The sequence below is a fragment of the Bordetella genomosp. 9 genome, from assembly GCF_002261425.1.
GTDB lineage: Bacteria > Pseudomonadota > Gammaproteobacteria > Burkholderiales > Burkholderiaceae_B > Bordetella_C.
This window is the reverse complement of record NZ_NEVJ01000003.1, coordinates 1,925,733-1,947,050: the sequence shown is the minus strand read 5'-3', so window position 1 is coordinate 1,947,050 and position 21,318 is coordinate 1,925,733. Positions and strand designations below refer to the sequence as shown.

The following is a 21,318-nucleotide window of genomic DNA, read 5'->3' as shown; positions in this document are numbered from 1 at the left end:
GAGCGATTCCGTGAATCGCAAAGCGCCGGGTCGTGTTGTCGGGGCCGGTATCGGGTTCAGCAGCCGCTTATCCCTGGGTATCCACGGATATGACGGCGCCGCACTCCTGACCGCAGGGCCGGAACACTGAAAGGAACGACAATATGGAACTCAATGGCGCCGACATCGTCGTGCGCTGCCTGGCCGATGAGGGCGTGGAACACGTCTTTGGCTATCCTGGCGGCGCGGTGCTCTACATCTACGACGCAATCTTCAAGCAGGACAAGTTCCAGCACATCCTGGTACGCCACGAGCAGGCCGCCGTGCATGCCGCCGATGCCTATTCGCGTTCGTCGAACAAGGTGGGCGTGTGCATCGTCACCAGCGGCCCCGGCGTCACCAATGCCGTGACCGGTATCGCCACCGCGTACATGGACTCCATTCCGATGGTCATCATCAGCGGACAGGTGCCCACCGCCGCCATCGGCGAGGACGCCTTCCAGGAGTGCGACACGGTCGGCATCACCCGGCCCTGCGTCAAGCACAACTTCCTGGTGCGCGACGTCAAGGACCTGGCCGATACGATGCGCCGCGCGTTCTACATCGCGCGCACCGGCCGTCCCGGCCCCGTGCTGGTGGATATTCCGAAAGACATTACGCTGGCTCCGTGCAAGTACGTGCCGCCCAAGGGCGAGATCACGATGCGCTCGTACGCCCCCGTCAACAAGGGGCACCAGGGCCAGATCAAGAAAGCCGTGCAGATGCTGCTGGCGGCCGAACGCCCCATGATCTACACGGGCGGCGGCGTCATCCTGTCGGACGCCGCGGCCGAGCTGCGCGCGGTGGTGGACCTGCTGGGCGCGCCCTGCACCAACACCCTGATGGGCCTGGGCTCGCTGCCCGCCGATCACCCGGCCTTCCTGGGCATGCCCGGGATGCACGGCACCTATGAAGCCAATATGGCGATGCAGCACTGCGACGTGCTGCTGGCCATCGGCGCGCGCTTCGACGACCGCGTCATCGGCAACCCCAAGCATTTCGCGCAGAATCCCCGCAAGATCATCCACGTCGATATCGATCCGTCGTCGATCTCCAAGCGCGTGCGCGTGGACGTGCCCATCGTCGGCAACGTCAAGGACGTGCTGATCGAAATGCTGGCGCAGCTGCGCGTGGCCGACGTCAAGCCGCCTTCGCTGGAAAAGTGGTGGCAGCAGGTGCAGGAATGGCGCGGCAAGGAATGCCTGAAGTTCGCCAATTCCACCAGCGTCATCAAGCCGCAGTTCGTGGTCGAGAAACTGTGGGAAGTGACGGGCGGCAACGCCTTCGTCACCTCGGACGTGGGCCAGCACCAGATGTGGGCCGCGCAGTATTACCGCTTCGGCCAGCCGCGCCGCTGGATCAATTCCGGCGGCCTGGGCACCATGGGCGTCGGCCTGCCGTACGCCATGGGCGTGCAGATGGCCAATCCCGGACAGGACGTGGCCGTGATCACCGGCGAGGCGTCCATCCAGATGAATATCCAGGAGCTGTCGACCTGCCACCAATACCATCTGACGCCCAAGATCATCTGCCTGAACAATCGCTTCCTGGGCATGGTGCGGCAGTGGCAGCAGATCGACTACGGCTCGCGCTATTCCGAGTCCTATATGGATTCGCTGCCTGATTTCGTCAAGGTGGCGGAAGCCTACGGGCACGTGGGCCTGCGCATCGAAAGCCCCGCCGACGTCGAGCCGGCGCTGCGCGACGCCTTCCGCAAGCACAAGGACCGCCTGGTGTTCCTGGACTTCATTACGGACCGTACGGAAAACGTGTGGCCGATGGTCAAGGCCGGCCGTGGCCTGACCGAAATGCTGCTGGGTTCCGAGGATCTGTAAGGGGGCGACATGAAACACGTGATTTCGGTTTTGCTGGAGAACGAGCCGGGCGCGCTGTCGCGCGTGGTGGGCCTGTTTTCCGCCCGCGGCTACAACATTGAAACGCTGACCGTGGCGCCTACGGAAGACGCCACGCTGTCGCGCATGACCATCGTCACCACCGGGTCCGACGAGGTCATCGAGCAGATCACCAAGCACTTGAACCGTCTGGTCGACGTGGTCAAGGTGGTGGACCTGACCGAAGGGGCGCACATCGAACGCGAGCTGATGCTCGTGAAGGTGCGCGCGGTCGGGAAGGAGCGCGAGGAAATGAAGCGCATGGCGGATATCTTCCGCGGGCGCATCATCGACGTAACCGACAAGTCGTACACCATCGAACTGACCGGTGTGCAGGAGAAGATCTCGGCCTTTATCGAGGCGCTGGATCGCAGTGCGATCCTGGAAACCGTACGTACCGGGGTTTCGGGGATCGGTCGCGGGGAACGCGTGCTGAAGCTATGACCGGCCTCGGCCGATCGATCATCATCTGTTTATTCATTACTGAAGAAAGAATTCTGGAGCTACCCAAATGAAAGTTTTCTACGACAAGGACTGCGACCTTTCCCTGATCAAGGGCCGTACGGTCGCCATCATCGGCTATGGCTCGCAAGGCCATGCGCACGCGCTGAACCTGCACGAATCCGGCGTCAAGGTCGTGGTCGGCCTGCGCAAGGGCGGCGCGTCGTGGAACAAGGCCGCGAATGCCGGCCTGAAAGTCCAGGAAGTGGCCGAAGCCGTGAAGGGCGCCGACGTCGTCATGATGTTGCTGCCCGACGAGAACATCGCCAAGGTCTACCGCGACGAAGTCCACGCCAATATCAAGGCCGGCGCCGCCCTGGCGTTCGCCCACGGCTTCAACGTCCACTACGGCCAGGTCGTGCCGCGTGACGACATCGACGTCATCATGGTGGCGCCCAAGGCCCCCGGCCACACCGTGCGCTCCACGTACACGCAAGGCGGCGGCGTGCCGCACCTGGTCGCCGTGTACCAGGACAAGTCGGGCGCCGCCCGCGACGTCGCGCTGTCCTACGCCAGCGCCAACGGCGGCGGCCGTGCCGGCATCATCGAAACGAACTTCCGCGAAGAAACCGAAACCGACCTGTTCGGCGAACAGGCCGTGCTGTGCGGCGGTACCGTCGAGCTGATCAAGGCGGGCTTCGATACCCTGGTGGAAGCCGGCTACGCGCCCGAAATGGCGTACTTCGAGTGCCTGCACGAGCTCAAGCTGATCGTCGATCTGATCTATGAAGGCGGCATCGCCAACATGAACTACTCGATCTCGAACAACGCCGAGTTCGGCGAATACGAGACCGGTCCCAAGATCGTCACGTCGCAGACCCGCGAAGCCATGCGCCAGGCCCTGGCCGACATCCAGAACGGCGAGTACGCCAAGCGCTTCATCCTGGAAAACGCCGCTGGCGCCCCGACCCTGACCTCGCGCCGCCGCATCAACGCGGAATCGCAGATCGAACAGGTCGGCAGCAAGCTGCGCGCGATGATGCCCTGGATCGCCGCCAACAAGCTGGTGGACAAGTCCAAGAACTGATCGCGCCGCCCGGGCCAGCCCGGGTATGCGGATTGCTCAAGCGGCATGCCCAGGCATGCCGCTTTTTCGTATGGTTCGCGGTTGCGCCGGCCGAAGCCGCCGGGAGCGGTGTGTGGAATGCCCTTTTTGTCGCATACTCGCAGCGATCGGCGCCGCCACGCGGGCACTAACGGGGCCATATCGGTTAACCTTCGCCTACGATGAATAAACCCCCTTATCCCCATCCCATCATTGCCCGAGAGGGCTGGCCGTTCCTCGCCGGATCGGTGGTCGTGGCGATACTCGTCACCCTGTGGTCGCCCGCGGTATCCATCATTTTCTGGATCATCGCGCTGTTCGTCCTGCAGTTCTTCCGCGATCCGCCGCGGATGGCGCCCGATTCGCCCAGCGCCGTGCTGTCGCCGGCCGACGGCCGCGTGGTCGCCGTGGAGACGGTGCGCGATCCCTATGCCGACCGCGACGCGCTGAAGATCAGCGTCTTCATGAACGTCTTCAACGTCCATTCCAACCGGGTGCCGGTCGACGGCCAGGTGGTGGACGTGCAGTACTTCCCGGGCAAATTCTTCAACGCGGCGCTGGACAAGGCGTCGCTGGAAAACGAACGCAACGCCATGGTGCTGCGCACGCCCGCCGGGCACGTGGTCACCGCCGTCCAGGTGGCCGGCCTGGTGGCCAAGCGCATCCTTTGCTACGCCAGGAAAAACGAGACGCTGGTGCGCGGCCAGCGCTACGGGTTCATCCGTTTCGGGTCGCGTGTCGACGTTTACCTGCCGCCGGCCGCCCGGCCGCGGGTCGCGCTGGGGGATAAGGTCAGCGCGACCAGCTCCGTGCTGGCCGACCTGCCCGCAACCGACGGAACCACCCATGCCTAGAATGTCGATGCGCGATTCCGAGAACCGTCACCGCAGCATCTACCTGCTGCCCAACGCGTTCACCACGGCGGCCCTGTTCGCCGGCTTCTACGCCGTGGTGCAGGCCATGAACAACCAGTTCGAGGCCGCGGCGATCGCGATTTTCGCGGCCATGGTGCTGGACGGCATGGACGGCCGGGTCGCGCGTCTGACCAATACCCAATCGGCGTTCGGCGAGCAATATGACTCGCTGTCCGACATGACGTCCTTCGGCGTGGCGCCCGCGCTGGTGATGTACGAATGGATGCTCAATGAGCTGGGCCGCTGGGGCTGGCTGGCCGCCTTCGTCTACGTGGCCGGCGCCGCGCTGCGGCTGGCGCGGTTCAATACGAACATCGGCGTGGTCGACAAGCGGTTTTTCCAGGGCCTGCCCAGTCCGTCGGCGGCCGCGCTGGTGGCCGGCTACGTCTGGCTGGCGGTGGACAACAAACTGCCCATCCATGACTCCTTCATGGCCTGGACGGCGTTCTGCGTCACCATGTACGCCGGCATTGCCATGGTCACCAATGCGCCGTTCTACAGCGGCAAGAGCTTCGCCCTGGGCCGCAGCGTGCCGTTCTGGGTGATCCTGCTGGTGGTGGCGGCCTTCGTTTTCGTGTCCAGCGATCCCCCCGTGGTCCTGTTCGGCCTTTTCGTGGTCTACGGGATATCCGGCTGGTTCATCCTGGCCTGGCGCTGGAATCGCGCGCGCCGCTGGCAGCGCAATCGGATGCGATCGGGTTCGGAATAGCCCGGGCGGCCGTCCCGCGGCCCGCATGCCGCCGGGATGTGCCCCGCGGATGTACCTTGGGATGTGCCCCTGGCATTACCGCACGAACTCCCATTCCTGGTCGTACATGGGATCCGGTCCCGGATGGTGCCGGGTGACGCGGTCGCCGTTACGCCCCATGTACACGTACATCAGCGAGTTCCAGGAATCGTTTTCGCGGTAGCGATACGACCAGACGACCTGGCGCACGCTGGGCAGGCCCACTTCGTCGACGATGGCGGGCGGGCCGAATTCGCACAGCACGCGGTTGGCGGGCCAGTCGCCTTCCGACAGCGCGGCGAAATGGCGGTCCGTCAGCAGGCGCTCCACGCGGTCGATGCGGCCGTCCGGGCCGACGTTGCCGCCCCAGGCGAACTGCCCCAGCGGTTGCTGGGTCCAGATGACACGCTGTCCCCCATTTGGCAGGGGGCAGATGAAGTTGGGATTGCCGTACTCGGCCACGACCTGGCTCAGGGGCGCATTCGGTGGCGTTTTGGCGGCCATGTCGGCGCATCCCGTGAGCACCGCCAGCAGGGGCGCCAGGAGCAGGGCGGCGCGGCGCCAGGCAGCGAAGAGGACTTTTTGTTCAATCATGCGGCCTCCTGGGCGGGGCTGGTGAATGCTTCCTGAAAATTCTCCCCGATAAGCTATAATCCATCGGTTTCTGCTGTCAAACGTTGGCAAACCCCGGTTTGCAAACCCAGTTGTAATCTCCAACCGTTGTTCAACCCACGCCACGGCACCTCGGCCCTGGCGCATGTCCGAAGAGGTCAATAAAAATGTCCGTAGCTGACATCAAGAAGTCCGATATCGTCGCGCAATTCCAGCGCGCTCAAGGCGATACCGGCTCCCCCGAAGTTCAAGTGGCGCTGCTTACCGCTCGTATCAACGAGCTGACTGGTCACTTCAAGGAACATAGCAAGGACCACCATTCGCGCCGCGGCTTGCTGCGCATGGTCAGCCGCCGCCGCAAACTGCTCGACTACCTCAAGGGTCGCAACCCCGATGCTTATCGCGCTCTGATCGAAAAACTCGGTCTGCGCAAGTGATCGACGGGGTCGGTTCCCCATGACGCAACCGTGGCCGGTGCGACATCGTCGCAGCGGCCACGGTTTTTCATTTGTAAGGAATAACCGTCATGTTCAATAAAGTGACTAAAACGTTCCAATACGGCCAGCACACGGTCGTACTGGAAACCGGAGAAATCGCCCGCCAGGCGTCCGGCGCCGTCGTGGTGTCCATCGAGGACACCGTGGTGCTGGCCACTGTCGTGGCGGCCAAGAAGGCCAAGCCCGGCCAGGACTTTTTCCCGCTGACCGTCGACTACATCGAAAAAGCCTACGCCGCGGGCCGTATCCCGGGTGGCTTCTTCAAGCGCGAAGGCAAGCCCTCGGAAAAGGAAACGCTGACGTCGCGCCTGATCGACCGTCCGCTGCGTCCGCTGTTCCCCGAAGGCTTCTACAACGAAGTGCAGGTTGTCCTGCACACGCTGTCGGTCAATCCGGAAATCGACCCCGACATCGCCGCCATGATCGGCGCGTCGGCCGCCCTGGCCATTTCGGGTATCCCGTTCAATGGCCCGATCGGCGCGGCCCGCGTGGGCTATGTCGACGGCCAGTACGTGCTGAACCCCACCGCGTCGCAGCTGAAGCAATCCAAGCTGGACCTGGTCGTGGCCGGTACCGAAACCGCCGTGCTGATGGTGGAATCCGAAGCCGACCAGCTGTCCGAAGAAGTCATGCTGGGTTCCGTGGTGTTCGGCCACGAGCAGATGCAGGCCGTGATCAACGCCATCCATGAACTGGTGCGCGATGCCGGCAAGCCGGATTGGGACTGGAAGCCCGAAGCCAAGAACGAAACGCTGATCTCCGCCGTCACCAACGCCGCCAAGGATGGCCTGGTCGCAGCCTACCAGATCCGCGAAAAGCAGCAGCGCACCACCAAGCTGCGCGAAGTCTACGCCGACGTGAAAACGCAGGTGGCCGCGCGTGCCGCCGAAACCGGCGAAGGGCAGCCCGACGCCGTCGCGGTGGACAACATCCTGTTCGACATGGAAGCGCGCATCGTCCGCGGCCAGATCCTGAACGGCGAACCGCGTATCGACGGGCGTGACACCCGCACCGTGCGTCCGATCAGCATCCGCCTGGGCGTGCTGCCGCGCGCCCACGGCAGCGCGCTGTTCACCCGCGGTGAAACGCAGGCGCTGGTTGTCGCCACGCTGGGCACCAAGCAGGACGAGCAGATCATCGACGCCCTGATGGGCGAGTACCGCGACCGCTTCATGCTGCACTACAACATGCCGCCCTTCGCCACCGGCGAAACCGGCCGCATCGGTGTGCCCAAGCGCCGCGAAATCGGCCACGGCCGACTGGCCAAGCGCGCCTTGCTGAAGCTGCTGCCCGCGCCGGAAGATTTCCAGTACACCATCCGCCTGGTTTCCGAGATCACGGAATCCAACGGTTCGTCGTCGATGGCGTCGGTGTGCGGCGGTTCGCTGGCCATGATGGACGCCGGCGTGCCGATCAAGGATCACGTGGCCGGCGTGGCCATGGGCCTGATCCTGGAAGATGGCAAGTTCGCCGTGCTGACCGACATCCTGGGCGATGAAGATCACCTGGGCGACATGGACTTCAAGGTGGCCGGTACCCAGCAGGGCGTGACCGCGCTGCAGATGGACATCAAGATCCAGGGCATCACCAAGGAAATCATGCAGGTGGCGCTGGCCCAGGCCCGCGAAGGCCGCCTGCACATCCTGGCCAATATGCGCGACGCCCTGAGTGCCTCGCGTGGCGAGCTGTCGGCCTTCGCGCCGCGCATGCTGACGATCAAGATCAACCCCGAGAAGATCCGCGACGTCATCGGCAAGGGTGGCGCCACCATACGCGCCCTGACCGAGGAAACCGGCACGCAGATCGACATCTCCGATGACGGCACCATCGTGATCGCCAGCGTCGACGAAAGCCAGGCCAAGGAAGCGCAGCGCCGCATCGTCGAACTGACGGCCGACGTCGAAGTCGGCCAGGTCTACGAAGGCAGCGTGCTGCGCCTGCTGGATTTCGGCGCCATCGTGCAGGTGCTGCCGGGCCGCGACGGCCTGCTGCACATCTCGGAAATCGCCAACTACCGCATCGCGAACATCAACGATGTGCTGAAGGTCGGCCAGAACGTCCGCGTCAAGGTCATCGAGGCCGACGACAAGGGCCGCCTGCGCCTGTCCATCAAGGCGATCGGCGGCATCGAAGCGCAACAAGCCCAGCAGGGCGAGGCCGCCGAAGGCGTGCCGCAATCCGAGCCGCAGCAGTAAGCGGCGGGAACAGGCGCCCGCTCGGCACGAGCGGGCCGCCGGTTCCGACGGATGGTTTACCCGGGAAACGGCGCCGCAAGGCGCCGTTTTCCTTTCCAGGTACGGTAAAGTGCATGCGCGGCACGGCAGCGACGTCACGACCCAGCGGTCGGCGGCGCGCGGCATCGCATCACGCAGTACACACGGCTACATCGGGCAAACGGGCATATATGGCATGAACAGGCGGGGGCGCAGGGCCTTGGCGATATTGGCGGCGAGCGGCATGCTCGCGGCCTGCATGTCTCCGCAATCGCCCTCGCGCGACGGCCGCCGGCCGGACGGGGAATCCATGTCCGCCGACCAGTTCATGCAGACGGATTTCAACCGCACCGTCACGCTGGAAATGCGCGACAACCTGAACAGCCTGTATTCCCTGGCCGACAAGCTTTACCGGCGCAATCCGCGCGAATGGCGCAAGGGCGGGATGGCGAACCAGGCCGCGGCCATGGCGCGGCTGCATGGCCTGATCGACAACCGGACGCCGCCCGCGCCGCTGTCCGGCCTGCGCGATATCCAGGTCCTGGCGGTGTCGCTGGATCCCGGCTTCCAGGGCGACCGGGTCACCGCCTTCATCTATGGCCTGGCCGACACCATCATCGCTTCGCACAACGGAAAAACGCGCTTCTATGTGTCTGATGTGCTGGATGGCCAGCGCGTCTACAATGCGGCTCGTAACGTGGAGGCCGCCGCCTGGCTGCTGGCCAGCCGGCGCGACGGCGCCGGGCAGCCCTTGTTGCTGGCGAACGAGATCAGTCCGACCGCGACCAATCTCAGCTTCGAGCGCGAGTTCGGGGCGATCATCGGCAGGCTGGACCTGATCGCCAATCTGCTGGGGGAAAACGGCCGGCGCGTCGGCATCAATTACGCGCAGGGCCTGCTGTTCTTCAATTTTCTGCCGGTGCGTTAAGGCATCGGCCGGTGCCGCGCCGGCGCGGCCGATCCATCAGGAGCATAGCGTGATCGACCTGTCCGCCATCCAATCCGCGCACCAGCGTCTGCAGGGACAGGTGCTGAACACACCGTTTTCGCATTCCCGCACGCTGTCCGACATGCTCGGCGCCGAAGTCTGGCTGAAGTTCGAAAATCTGCAGTTCACCGCGTCCTTCAAGGAGCGCGGCGCGCTGAACCGGATGTTGAATCTCGACGCCACGGAACGCGCGCGCGGCGTCATCGCGGTGTCGGCCGGCAACCACGCGCAGGGCGTGGCGTACCACGCGCAGCGCATGGGCATCCCGGCGGTCATCGTCATGCCGCGCTTCACGCCCACGGTCAAGGTCGCCAATACCCGCCGCTTCGGCGCCGAAGTCGTGCTCGAGGGCGATACCTTCGACGACGCCAAGGCCCACGGCTACGTGCTGGCGCGGGAGCGCGGGCTGACCATGATCCACCCCTATGACGATCCTTACGTCATCGCCGGGCAGGGCACGATCGCGCTGGAAATGCTGGAGTCCCGGCCGGACCTGGACACGTTGGTCGTCCCCATAGGCGGAGGCGGCATGATCTCGGGCATCGCCGTGGCCGCCAAGGCGATCAAGCCGGACATCGAGATCGTCGGCGTGCAGACCGAGCGTTTTCCTTCCATGTACGAAGCCACGCGCGGCATGACGCTGCCTTACGGCCAATACACCATCGCCGAAGGCATCGCCGTGAAGTCGCCTGGCCAACTGACCCAGGAAATCGTCGCCCGCCATGTGTCGCGCATCGAACTCGTCAGCGAAGGCGATATAGAACATGCCATCGTGGTGTTGCTGGAAATCGAAAAGACCGTGGTGGAAGGCGCCGGCGCCGCCGGCCTGGCCGCCATACTGCGCGACCAGGCGCAGGGCGACGCGAGCTTCAGCGGCAAGCGTGTCGGCCTGGTGCTGACGGGCGGCAATATCGATCCGCTGATGCTGGGCGAACTCATCGAGCGCGGCATGGTGCGCGCCGGCCGGCTGGCCCGCATCCGCGTGGACCTGCGCGACCTGCCGGGGGCGTTGGCGCACGCCACGGCGGTCATTGCCGACGCCCATGCCAACATCACCGAAGTGCATCACCAGCGTGCGTTCACCGCCTTGCCGGTACGCAATGTGGAAGTCGATTTCGTGCTGCAGACGCGTGGCCCGGAGCACATCGTGGAAGTCATCGAACGCCTGAATGCAGTGGGATTCGCGGCGAGCAATCACGATCATTGACGTCGCCGTTGACGTTGACGTTGACGTCGCCGTCGCCGCCGCGCCGCGCCGGCTCGTCGAAGCCGCCGTCCCGTTCCACCAGGCCCCGCAGCCGGTACAAACGCTCGCGATGCAGCGTGGCGGACAGCGGCTCCGGTTCCCGGCCGACCGCCGCCACGTCGGCGGCCGTGCCTTGCAGCGCCCGCAGCAGCGCGTCACGCGACGCCGGCCACCATTGCGATAGCAGGCGGTCGGGGTCGCAGGCGTCCGTCCCCAGCCGACGCATTTCCGAGCGGTTGAAGTCTTTCATATTCCAGGTCACCACCAGCACGGCGGGCGGCTGCTGCAGCCCGCAGCGCGCGCGTTTCGCCAGACCGGCGGCGATCACGTGGTGGTCCTTGGGGTCGCTGTACCGCAGCCCGGCTTCGTAGGCCTTTACGTCGCCCGCGTCGGCGTCGGGGAATTCACGCTGCATGTCCGCCCACAGCGCGGCCACGTCCGCGGGGGGTACTTTCCAGAGCCGCGCGGCGTTTCGGATCCATTCCTCGCCGATGCGCGCGCTCCACACCGGCAGGAAGACGCCGCGGCGCGCCAGGCGCAGCAGCAGGCCGCGCAGGATGGACGACATCAGGACGCAGGCGTCCAGGACGACGAAGGGCGGCGGGCTGGCGGGGGTGGCGCGGAAGGGGGCGGGCGATGAAGGCACGAGGCGAGCGGGAGGGGCGTTGCGGGTCGGCCGATATCGTAGCCGCAATCCCGGTTTTTTTCTGACCGTGTCGGTTCGTGACTTCTCGGCACGTAAGCTGTCTTCGGCGGCACCTGGCTGTCGGAATCGCCGGAAACCTATGGTTCAATGTACCTGCACGGGCGTGGCGCGGTTCCGGCCACGCCATTTCTTTGGCTCCGTTTTTCGATAGGTATCCATGGACCGACGTTCACTGCTCAAAGCCTCCGCGGCCTTGGCGGCCTGCACGGGTTTGCCGGCCTCCTTCCTGCTTGCCTCGCGCGCTGTCGCGGACATAGCCGATGGCGAAGCCAAACCCTTCAGTTTCGAAGGATTGCAGGCGCGCGCCAGCAAGCTGGCGACCACGCCTTATGTGGACACCCGCGAAGTCCTGCCGCCGACCCTGGCCAACCTGACCCCGCAGCAGTTCAATGCCATCCAGTACGATGCCGCGCATTCCCTCTGGGGGCGCAAGGGCCAGTTGGACGTGCAGTTCTTCCACGTCGGCATGGGGTTTCGTACGCCGGTGCGCATGCACAGCATCGAGCCCGGCACCCGCATCGCGAAAGAAGTGCACTTCCGGCCCGAGCTGTTCAACTACCAGAGCACCGGGGTGGATGTCGGCCAGCTCTCGGGCGACCTGGGGTTTTCGGGCCTGAAGGTGTTCAAGCAGCCGAATATCGACAAGTACGACATCGTGTCCTTCCTGGGCGCCAGCTATTTCCGCGCCGTGGACAACACCGGGCAGTACGGCCTGTCGGCGCGCGGCGTGGCGGTGAACACCTATGCGGGCACCGTCGAGGAATTCCCCGATTTCATCGAGTTCTGGTTCGAGACGCCGGCACCGGACGCCACGCGCTTCGTGCTGTACGCGCTGCTGGATGCGCCCAGCATCACCGGCGCCTACCGCTTCGATATCAATTGCCTGGCCGATCGCGTCATCATGGATATCGACGCGCACCTGACCGCGCGCCAGGACATCAAGCAGCTGGGCATCGCGCCCATGACCAGCATGTTCAGCTGCGGCACCAACGAGCGCCGGATGTGCGACACCATCCACCCCAAGATCCACGATTCGGACCGTCTGTCGATGTGGCGTGGCAATGGCGAATGGGTCTGCCGGCCGCTGAACAATCCTGAGCACATCCAGTTCAATACGTACCTGGACAACAACCCGCGCGGCTTTGGGCTGCTGCAGACGGACCATGACTTCAAGTCCTATCAGGATACGGTGGACTGGTACAGCCGCCGTCCCAGCCTGTGGGTGGAGCCGACGACCGCCTGGGGCGATGGCGCCATCAACCTGATGGAATTGCCGACCACCGGGGAAACGTTGGACAACATCGTGGCGTTCTGGAATCCCAAGGAGCCCGTCAAGGCCGGACAGTCGCTGCATTACGGCTACAAGCTGCATTGGGCCGCGCTGGCGCCGGTGCAGCCCACCCTGGCGCGGGTGCTGGCCACGCGCACGGGCATGGGCGGCTTCACGGAAGGCTGGGCGCCGGGCGAGCACTACCCCAATGTCTGGGCGCGGCGTTTCGCCATCGATTTCATCGGCGGACCGCTGCAAGGCATGGACAAGAACGAGCGCCTGGAATCGGTGATCACGGTCTCGCATGGACGCGCGCAGGATTTCCAGATCTTCGCGTTGCACCCGGAAGTCGAGGGCTTTCGCGCCATGTTCGATTGGTATCCGACCGACGACAGCACGGCGCCCGTGGAAATGCGCGGCTTCATCCGGCGCGTCAGCGACAAGCAGGTGCTTAGCGAGACGTGGCTGTACCAGTATTTCCCGCCACCACCGGACAAGCGCCGGTATCCCTGACGATATCGTCGATTCACACGGCCAGGCCCGGCAGGAAACTGCCGGGCTTTTTTCATGGCATTAAGCCGCTTGTCATACCGGGTAGGCCATTATTGCCGCTGCACCGAGGATGGTATACCGTAGCATACTAATAAGCAGAATCGGCCGGGCTGATAGGCACCGGCTTGCCACAAGGTGATCGGAGACAACGATATGAAGCTGCCTTGCCGCCTGGCCCTGTGTTCCCTCATGGCCCTGGGTCCGTACTGCGCCGCCCATGCCGATGGCGCGTCCGCCGGGGCCTATCCCAATCGGCCGATCAGGATGATTTCCCCTTACGAGCCGGGCGGCGGCGTCGACATCATGGCGCGGATGGTGGCGCAGAACCTGACCCGGGAGCTGGGCGTGTCCGTGGTGGTGGAGAACCGGCCGGGCGCCGGCGGCGTGGTCGGTACGCAATCCCTGGCGACGGCGCCCGCCGACGGCTATACGCTGATCCTGGATTCGCCTTCGCCCCTGGTGGTCGCGCCGTATCTGATGAAGAAACTGAACTACGACCCGCAGAAGGACCTGGAGCCCGTCAGCCTGATCGCCGACGTGCCCGCCGTGCTGCTGGTGAAGAACGACTCGGCTATCCATAGCGTCAAGGACCTGCTGGACCTGGCGCGCAAGGAACCCGGCAAGCTGACGTTTTCATCATCGGGGCTGGGCGGCACCGCGCATCTTTCCGCCCAGTTGCTGAAGGTGCTGTCGGGCGCCGACATGCTGCACGTGCCGTACAAGGGCACCGCGCCGGCCATCCAGGCCGTCATGACGGGCGAGGTCACCATGACTTTCGCCGACATGACTGCGGGCCTGGCCTTCGTCAAGAACCGTCAGCTGCGCGCCGTAGCCGTGACCACGCCGCAGCGCAATCCGGCCTTGCCGGAGGTGCCCACCGTCGCGGAGACCGTGCCGGGCTATGCGTCCAGTGTCTGGTATGGGGTGCTGGCGCCCAAGGGCACGCCCAGGACCGTGATCGACAAGCTCAATCGCGAGATCGTCAAGTTCGTGCACGCGCCGGCCGTCCACAAGATGCTGGTCGACGAAGGCGCGGATCCCATCGGGTCCACGCCGGAGCAGTTCAGGGACTTCATCCGCAGCGAAAGCCAGCGTTGGGGTGACGTCATCCGAAAATCGGGTATCCAGCCGCAATAGGGGATCGCCGCGGCGGATCGCTGTGGTGGATCACAGCGGTGGATTACAGCGGTGGATTACAGCGGCGGGTCATAGCGGTGGGTCATAGCGACAACGTGGAGTCAACATGCTTCTGATCAACAATGACGTGGTCGCGAAAGTGCTGACCATGCGCGAATGCATCGAGGCGCAGGAACGCGCCTTCGCCGGCCTGCTCACCGGCGCGGCCGTCGGCCGGCCGCGCATCGATATGTACGTGCCCTGCGACCGTGACGACGGCTACTACCGTTGGGGCACGGTGGACGGCACCAGCGACGGTATTCTGGCGGTGCGCCTGAAGTCGGACGTGCTGGTCTGGCCGCGCGACGAAGGCGCCGGCGGCAGCGAGCAGAAATTCTGCATCGAACCGGGCACCTATTGCGGCCTGGTCTTCCTGTTCAGCACCGGCAATGGGCAGCCCCTGGCGTTGATGAACGATGGCCATCTGCAGCATATGCGGGTGGGCGGCGCGGCCGGCATCGGCACGCGCCTGCTGTCGCGCGAGAACGCGCGCGAACTGGGCATCATCGGATCCGGCGGCATGGCCCGCACCTTCCTGGAAGCCATTCTCGCCGTGCGCGATATCCGCCGCGTGCGCGTCTACAGCCGCAATCGCGACAATCGCGAACGCTATGCCCGCGAGTGCGCCGAACAATTCGGCGTGGAAATCATCCCCGTGGACACGCCGCGCGACGCCGTGCGCGGCGCGGACATCGTCGCGACCTGCACCGACAGCATGACGCCGGTACTCGAAGCGGATTGGCTGGAACCCGGCATGCACGTGGTCGTGCTCACGCCGCGCGAGATCGACGCGTCCATCGTGCAGCGCTTCGACGTCGCCGTGCAGCAGGGCAAGGAAGAACTGCCCATGCCGGAGACGGAACGCTTCCGCAAAGGCATCTCCGGCAGCCCGGGCGCTTACGTGGCGGGCACCGCCGAGGAACAGCGGCGCCTGCCCAAGCCGAAGAAATCCCGGCTGCCCACGCAGGATTGGCCGGGCTATACCGACGTGATCTCCGGCAAGGCGCCGGGGCGCACGCGCGACGACCAGATCACCTTCTACTACACCGTCGGCAACTGGGGCGTGCAGTTTTCCTCTGTCGGCGGGGTGGTCTACCGGAAGGCGAAAGAACAGGGCCTGGGCCAGGAGCTGCCGCTGGACTGGTTCATCCAGGACATCCGCAATTGAAAAGCGTGGCCGGCCTGTCGGCCGGCGCGGCGCGGTACGATGAACGCTGCCCCATGAGACTGCGTTGCGCAGCCCGCGTTCATGAATTTCGATCTCCAATCGATGGACCCCCGGTCCCTGCGCATGTTCCTGGCGCTGGCCGAAGAATTGCACTACGGCCGCGCGGCGGAGCGGCTGTTCATGTCGCAGCCGCCGCTGACCAAGGCCATCCAGCAAATGGAAGAGCGCCTGGGCGTGACGCTGTTCGACCGCAACCAGCGCCGGGTCCGTCTGACCATCGCCGGGACCGTAATGGTCGAGGAAGCGCGGCGTCTGCTGACGCAGACCGAGCTTTCCATCCGTGCCGTGCAGCGCGCCGAGCAGGGCAATGCCGGCAGGATACGCGTGGGCTTCGTCGCCGCCGTGCTGTTCATGGATATACGCGAGGTGATCCTGGGCCTGGAACGCAAGATGCCCGGCCTGGAAACCGTCTGGGAGGAAATGGGCTCGTCGGAGCAGATCCATGCGCTGGAGCAGGATCGCATCGACATCGGCTTTGCCCAGATCTCGCAGGGGATGAGCCGCATGATGTCCATTCCGGTGGGGCGCGTGGAGCTGGTCGTGGCACTTGAAGCCGGGCATCCCCTGGCGCGGCGCCGCAGGGTACGCCTGGCCGATCTGGCGGAGGACGCCTTCATCGCGATCCCGCGGCAAAGCGGCCCGAGCTTCCATGACCTGACCATCGCGACCTGCATGGGCGCCGGCTTCAGCCCGCGCATCGTCCACTATGCCAGGCACCTGGTGTCGGTGGTCAGCCTGGTGGCGATGGGGCGCGGCGTGTCGCTGGTGCCGCGCTCGTTCGCGCGTGCCGGCGTGCCAGGCGTGGTGTTCAAGCAGATCGACGGGACCGCCGTGCAGGCGGAATATTCGGCGGTATGGAATCCGGCGAATACGCTGCCTCTGCTGCCGCGCGTACTGGCGATGTTGGAGGCGGGGCGCACCGGGGCCAAGACGTGAGCGCTGCCGGCCTCGTACCGCGGCGAGCGTGCCCAGTTCGGCATCGAAATCCGGTAGAAAGTCACAAGTATATATATTGATCGGTACATAATCGGTTGACGGCCCGGCGAGTGCGCGCATAACATATCGATCGGTACATATATGGCGGACATCCACGGCCTGGCAAGGCATCAGACTCACACGTTCCACGCCGCGCACGAATCAATGGACCCGCTTCTTTTCGCGATATATGTATCGATCGATATATTTATTAAGGAGCCACCCATATGAATCTTCATCGCCCATTTGTCTGCCGAGCCAGGATGCCGTGACGAATACGGCTACCACCCGGACGTCCACGCGCCACGAGCGCCTGCCGCTGGCGGGGTTGCTGGCGTTGGCCATGACCGGCTTCATCTGCATCATCACCGAAACCCTGCCGGCAGGACTGTTGCCGCAGATGGCGGGCGGCCTTCGCGTATCAACGTCGCTCGCGGGGCAGACGGTGACAGCCTACGCACTGGGTTCGCTCCTGGCGGCCATACCAATGACGATCGCCACCCAGAGCTGGCGGCGGCGCAGCGCGCTATTGCTCGCCATCGTGGGCTTCTTGCTGTTCAACACCATCACGGCGCTGTCCTCACACTACTGGCTGACACTGGTCGCCAGATTCTGCGCGGGTGTGTCGGCAGGCCTGGCGTGGAGCCTGTTGGCCGGCTATGCGCGCCGAATGGTGCCGGCGCGCCAACAGGGGCAGGCATTGGCGGTGGCCATGGTCGGCACGCCCCTCGCACTGTCGCTCGGCGTGCCGCTGGGTACCTGGATGGGTACGGCAGTGGGCTGGCGCAGCGCATTCGCCGCGATGTCCGGGCTGACCCTGGCGTTGATCGTCTGGGTGCTGGCGAAGGTGCCGGATTATCCCGGCCAGGCGGGACATGTGAAGCTGCCCTTGCGCCGCGTATTCACGACGCCCGGCGTGCGATCCGTCCTCGGCGTGGTGATGGCCTGGATGCTGGCCCACAACATTCTCTATACCTACGTCGCACCCTTCGTTGCGCAGGCCGGGCTCGAGGCCCAGGTGGACGTGGTGCTGCTGACCTTTGGCCTGGCGGCGCTGGTGGCCATCGGCATTGCCGGCCATCGGGTCGATCGTCATCTACGCGCCACCGTCCTGGCTAGCCTGGCCATCTTCGCCGTCGTGTCCTTGATGTTCATCTGGCTGGCGTACACGCCGGTTGCCATCTTCGTCGGGGTGGCCATCTGGGGGCTGACCTTTGGTGGGGCGGCCACGCTGTTGCAGACCGCCTTGGCGGACGCAGCCGGGGATGGCGCCGACGTGGCCCTGTCGATGAACGTCGTGGTGTGGAACAGCGCGATCGCCGGCGGCGGCCTGGTGGGTGGCCTTCTCCTGGATGCCTGGGGCGCGCGATCTTTCCCGCCGGTCATGGCGCTGCTGCTGGCCCTGGGTTTCGCCATCGCCTGGTCGGCACGCGGTCACGGTTTCAGGAGCGGCCCGCGGCACACCCACCTGCAAGAACACTGACGGGCTATCCAACCCGATGTTGCTTTGGAGCATGTATGACTGACAACAGTAAAACCGTCGTGGTGTATGTCACCTATCAAGGCACACCGGAGACCCGATTCGATCGGGACTACTACGTCAATGGCCACCTGCCCTTGGTAATGAAGTGCTGGGGCCGGTACGGCCTGCGCGACGTGGCTGCATTCTTCCCGGCGCAGGATCGTCGCGGGACGATCGCGATCTGTGAATGCATCTTCGCGGACGAAGCGGCAGTGGAGGCGGCGTTCTCCTCGGCCGAAGTGCCCGAGGTCATGGCGGACGTGTCCCGCTTCACCGACGCCACGCCAGCGCGGTCGCGCGCGGCACAGCTGTAGCCGGCGGGTTAATGGCGTCAGCCGCGCTTGACCAGCAGTCCGCCGTCGACCGGCAGCAGCACCCCGGTGATGTACTGCGCCTCGTCGGAGGCCAGGAACAGCGCGGCGTTGGCGACATCCTGGGCGGTGCCCATGCGGCCCAGGGGCACCAGCGCATCCCGCTCCGCCCGCACCTGCTCGCGCGGCACGCCGCGTTCGCGCGCGCGCCGCTCGATCGCCATGGGCGTATCGATCAGGCCGGGGAGCAGGGCGTTCGCGCGTATGCCGTGCGGCGCGTTTTCCATCGCCAGGTGCTGGGTCAGCGCGTTGACCGCGCCCTTGCTGGTCTTGTAGGTCACCGTGGGCCGCGCGGCGAGCGACGCCGTGGACGACACGTTGATGATGCAGCCCGACCGCTGGGCGATCATCGTGGGCAGGACATGTTTGCAGGTCATGAACATGCCCTTCAGGTTCATATCCATGATGGCGTCCCAGGCGGCGACGTCCAGCTCCGTGGTGCGGCGGTCGCCCGTGGAGCGTCCCACATTGTTATGCAGGATGTCGATACGCTGGTAGCGTTCGACGCAGGCCTGGGCGATCGCGCGGCAGTCTTCTTCCCTGGTGATGTCGGCTTGCAGGGTCGACGCCCGCGCGCCCAACCGGGTGACGGCCTGCAGCGTATCGTCCGCCCATTCCGGATTGATGTCGACGATCAGCAGCGTGGCGCCCTCGGCCGCGAAGCGTTCGGCCACCGCGCGTCCATTGCCTATCGTCCCGCCAGGCTGCTGGCCGCCGCCGACGATGATGCCGACCTTGCCGGCGAGCCTTCCCGATTCATTCATGGCATTTCCTTTCCGATGCGGATGATGTGAGCCTCCCGGCGACGTGGGCGGGGTTCAGCCCATGGACACATTGCCATCCTTGATGACCTTGCGCCAGCGCGCGATCTCCTTGTGCACATAGCGGGCGAGATCGTCGGGCGTATTCGGCTTGTTGGTGACGCCTTCGCTGCCCATGCGCTGCTTGAACATGTCGGACTGCGTGGCTTCGATGGCGGCGTGATTCAGTTTGTTTATCACGGCGGGCGGGGTCTTCGCAGCCGCGAACAGTGCGTACCAGACGTCGGCGGTATAGCCAGGATAGGTTTCCGCGATCGTGGGAATACCGGGCCAGTAGGGCGACCGTTCCGTGCTGGTGATGGCGATCGCCCGCAGCTTGCCGGCTTTCACCAGCGGGGTGACGGCGCCGGCGGTGCCGAAGAACATATCGATTTGGCCGCCGACCAGATCGGTCATCGCCGGGCTGGCGCCTTTGTAGGGAACGTGTGTCAACGTGACATGCGCCATTTCTTCGAACAGTGCCGCCGCCAGGTGCACCGCGGTGCCATTGCCCGACGATCCGAAGGTCAGCTTGCCCGGATGCGCCTTGGCGTAGGCGGCGATGTCGCCCATGGTCTTGAACGGGCTGTCCGGCCGGACCACCACGACGTTCGGCGCCTGTCCGACGATGGCGATGGGTGCGAAGGCCTTCTCGGTATCGTAAGGGAGCTTGGGCACCAGCGTGTCGTTGATGGCGTGGGCGGATGTATTGAGCAGGATGGTGTAGCCGTTGGGATCGCTGCGCGCGACGTAGTCGCTGCCGACGACCGTGCCGGCGCCCGGCCGGTTTTCCACGATGACGTTGGTCTTCAGTTCCGCGCCGATGCGTTCGGCCAGCACCCGCGCCAGGGTGTCGGTTCCACCGCCCGGGGGGAAAGGAACGATGAGGTGTATGGGCTTGTCCGGAAAGCTATCCGCCGCCTGTGCGGCGACGGGAAGGACGGCAACGACGGAAAGAGCGGTTGCCAGGCCGAGGCTGGCCACCAGCCTACGCTTGAGTGGCTTTTGCATGGTTGTCTCCGGTGTCTGTTTTTCTGGATTGTTCTGGATTATTCGGACTTCAGGCCCAGCCGCTTGATGGTGCCTGACCAGCGCTCGTATTCCTTGCCGATGTAGGCGTTGCACTGCTTCTGGTCCATGTTCATCGGCTCGGCGCCCTGGAAGTCCAGGCTCTCCTTGACCTTGGCGTCCTTCATCGCGGCCTGCATGGCCTCGTTCAGCTTTGCCAGCACGGCGGGCGACGTGCCCTTGGGGGCTGCCAGCACCTGCCAAGTGCCGGCGTCGAAGCTGCGCAGCCCGGGCACGCTTTCGCTGAGCGACGGAATATCCGGCAAGGCCTGCGAGCGGTGGCCCGAGGTCACGGCCAGGGCCTTGACCTTGCCGGCCTTGATGATGGGCAGGGCGCTGTTGAACGAGCCGGAGTACATGAAATTGACGTTGCCGCCGGCAAGGTCGGCCAACGCCGGGCCATTGCCCTTGTACGGCACGTGCTGGAACTTCAGGCCCAGCCTGCCGGCGATGTCCATGGACACCAGGTGATCGATCGAGCCATTTCCCGACGAGCCCTGGAAGTACTTCGCCGGATTGCCCTTGACCGCCTTGTAGAAATCCTCCGCGTTGGCGGCTGGATCGCTCTTGGCGACCAGCAGGATGAGCGGCACGGACACCGAGCATCCCGCCACGTCGAAGGCCTTGGTGGGATCGAGGTCGGCGCGGTTGAACAGCGCGGGCGCCGTCGTCAGCGAAGAAGTGCCATACAGCAAGGTGTAGCCATCGGGCTTGGCGCGCGTCAGTTCCTGCGTGCCGATGTTGCCGCCCGCGCCGGGCCGGTTCTCGATGATGATCGGCGTGTCCAGGATTTCGGACACGCGCTTGAACAGCACACGGCCGATGGCGTCGGTCGGGCCGCCGGGGGCGAAGCCGATCAGCAGCGTGATGGGCTTGTTGGGGTAGGGGGCGTCGGCGCGGGCGGGCTGCGCCGCGGCGATTAGCGCGATCGATGCCAGCCCGGCGGCCAGCCTGAAGTTCGCGCGTGGCGTCATTCTTTTCATGCTCTGTCTCCTTG

The 21,318-nt window shown here is 65.1% G+C and carries 18 protein-coding genes and 2 pseudogenes; 15 read left to right on the top strand and 5 right to left on the bottom strand.

Translation table 11 applies throughout. The annotated features are described in order from the left end of the window. Positions 1-137 precede the first annotated feature (137 nt). The 5 genes and pseudogenes from CAL26_RS19890 to pssA form a co-directional block, all read left to right on the top strand. A pseudogene (locus CAL26_RS19890) lies at positions 138-1,853 on the top strand (acetolactate synthase 3 catalytic subunit); the annotation flags it as partial. Between the two features lie 9 nt (positions 1,854-1,862). Next, the gene (ilvN, locus tag CAL26_RS19885; protein WP_066353686.1) at positions 1,863-2,354 is read left to right on the top strand and encodes an acetolactate synthase small subunit; all 492 of its coding nucleotides are present in this window, start codon (positions 1,863-1,865) and stop codon (positions 2,352-2,354) included. A 67-nt stretch (positions 2,355-2,421) separates the two neighbouring features. Next, complete coding sequence (gene ilvC / locus CAL26_RS19880) at positions 2,422-3,438, top strand: ketol-acid reductoisomerase (protein ID WP_094848475.1); 1,017 nt, start codon at positions 2,422-2,424, stop codon at positions 3,436-3,438. Between the two features lie 200 nt (positions 3,439-3,638). Beyond that, positions 3,639-4,310 carry a phosphatidylserine decarboxylase gene (locus CAL26_RS19875; RefSeq protein WP_094848474.1) on the top strand — a complete coding sequence of 224 codons (672 nt, stop codon included), beginning with the start codon at positions 3,639-3,641 and terminating at the stop codon, positions 4,308-4,310. Then, positions 4,192-5,079 (top strand): CDP-diacylglycerol--serine O-phosphatidyltransferase, encoded by an 888-nt coding sequence (pssA, locus tag CAL26_RS19870; protein ID WP_373454494.1) that lies wholly within the window; start codon positions 4,192-4,194, stop codon positions 5,077-5,079. The genes CAL26_RS19875 and pssA overlap by 119 nt, the downstream gene beginning before the upstream one ends. A 75-nt stretch (positions 5,080-5,154) precedes the next feature. On the opposite strand, the gene CAL26_RS19865 is transcribed toward pssA, so the two are convergent. After that, positions 5,155-5,691: a hypothetical protein gene (locus CAL26_RS19865; RefSeq protein ID WP_094848472.1), complete on the bottom strand. Its 537-nt coding sequence runs from the start codon at positions 5,689-5,691 to the stop codon at positions 5,155-5,157. 185 nt (positions 5,692-5,876) lie between these two features. Here CAL26_RS19865 and rpsO point away from each other — a divergent pair, with 185 nt between their 5' ends. From rpsO to CAL26_RS19845, 4 genes are all read left to right on the top strand, one after another. Beyond that, a complete protein-coding gene (rpsO, locus tag CAL26_RS19860) occupies positions 5,877-6,146 on the top strand; it encodes a 30S ribosomal protein S15 (protein ID WP_086066376.1) in 270 nt (89 codons plus the stop codon). An 89-nt stretch (positions 6,147-6,235) separates the two neighbouring features. Next, a complete protein-coding gene (gene pnp / locus CAL26_RS19855) occupies positions 6,236-8,401 on the top strand; it encodes a polyribonucleotide nucleotidyltransferase (protein WP_094848471.1) in 2,166 nt (721 codons plus the stop codon). A 214-nt stretch (positions 8,402-8,615) separates the two neighbouring features. Then, the gene (locus CAL26_RS19850; RefSeq protein ID WP_094849989.1) at positions 8,616-9,347 is read left to right on the top strand and encodes a hypothetical protein; all 732 of its coding nucleotides are present in this window, start codon (positions 8,616-8,618) and stop codon (positions 9,345-9,347) included. 49 nt (positions 9,348-9,396) lie between these two features. Beyond that, a complete protein-coding gene (locus CAL26_RS19845; protein ID WP_094848470.1) occupies positions 9,397-10,614 on the top strand; it encodes a threonine ammonia-lyase in 1,218 nt (405 codons plus the stop codon). Positions 10,615-10,681: 67 nt separating this feature from the next. Here the strand turns inward: CAL26_RS19845 and CAL26_RS19840 are convergent. Beyond that, a pseudogene (locus tag CAL26_RS19840) lies at positions 10,682-11,221 on the bottom strand (PIN domain-containing protein); the annotation flags it as partial. Positions 11,222-11,516: 295 nt separating this feature from the next. Between CAL26_RS19840 and CAL26_RS19835 the strand changes: the two are divergent. From CAL26_RS19835 to CAL26_RS19810, 6 genes are all read left to right on the top strand, one after another. Continuing rightward, a complete protein-coding gene (locus CAL26_RS19835; protein ID WP_094848469.1) occupies positions 11,517-13,142 on the top strand; it encodes a glucan biosynthesis protein D in 1,626 nt (541 codons plus the stop codon). A 192-nt stretch (positions 13,143-13,334) separates the two neighbouring features. Then, a complete protein-coding gene (locus CAL26_RS19830; RefSeq protein WP_094848468.1) occupies positions 13,335-14,318 on the top strand; it encodes a Bug family tripartite tricarboxylate transporter substrate binding protein in 984 nt (327 codons plus the stop codon). Between the two features lie 106 nt (positions 14,319-14,424). Beyond that, a complete protein-coding gene (locus tag CAL26_RS19825) occupies positions 14,425-15,525 on the top strand; it encodes an ornithine cyclodeaminase family protein (protein WP_094848467.1) in 1,101 nt (366 codons plus the stop codon). Between the two features lie 81 nt (positions 15,526-15,606). Continuing rightward, positions 15,607-16,521 (top strand): LysR substrate-binding domain-containing protein, encoded by a 915-nt coding sequence (locus tag CAL26_RS19820; RefSeq protein WP_094848466.1) that lies wholly within the window; start codon positions 15,607-15,609, stop codon positions 16,519-16,521. Between the two features lie 382 nt (positions 16,522-16,903). Continuing rightward, positions 16,904-18,043 carry an MFS transporter gene (locus tag CAL26_RS19815; protein WP_218831601.1) on the top strand — a complete coding sequence of 380 codons (1,140 nt, stop codon included), beginning with the start codon at positions 16,904-16,906 and terminating at the stop codon, positions 18,041-18,043. 35 nt (positions 18,044-18,078) lie between these two features. Next, complete coding sequence (locus tag CAL26_RS19810; protein WP_094848464.1) at positions 18,079-18,396, top strand: EthD family reductase; 318 nt, start codon at positions 18,079-18,081, stop codon at positions 18,394-18,396. A gap of 17 nt (positions 18,397-18,413) precedes the next feature. On the opposite strand, the gene CAL26_RS19805 is transcribed toward CAL26_RS19810, so the two are convergent. From CAL26_RS19805 to CAL26_RS19795, 3 genes are read right to left on the bottom strand one after another with little or no spacing between them, the layout of a single operon-like run. Beyond that, positions 18,414-19,217: an SDR family NAD(P)-dependent oxidoreductase gene (locus CAL26_RS19805; protein ID WP_094848463.1), complete on the bottom strand. Its 804-nt coding sequence runs from the start codon at positions 19,215-19,217 to the stop codon at positions 18,414-18,416. Between the two features lie 54 nt (positions 19,218-19,271). Then, positions 19,272-20,264, bottom strand: coding sequence for a Bug family tripartite tricarboxylate transporter substrate binding protein (locus CAL26_RS19800; protein ID WP_094848462.1), 993 nt, complete (start codon positions 20,262-20,264; stop codon positions 19,272-19,274). Positions 20,265-20,302: 38 nt separating this feature from the next. Further along, positions 20,303-21,304 (bottom strand): Bug family tripartite tricarboxylate transporter substrate binding protein, encoded by a 1,002-nt coding sequence (locus CAL26_RS19795; RefSeq protein ID WP_094848461.1) that lies wholly within the window; start codon positions 21,302-21,304, stop codon positions 20,303-20,305. Between the last annotated feature and the right edge of the window lie 14 nt (positions 21,305-21,318).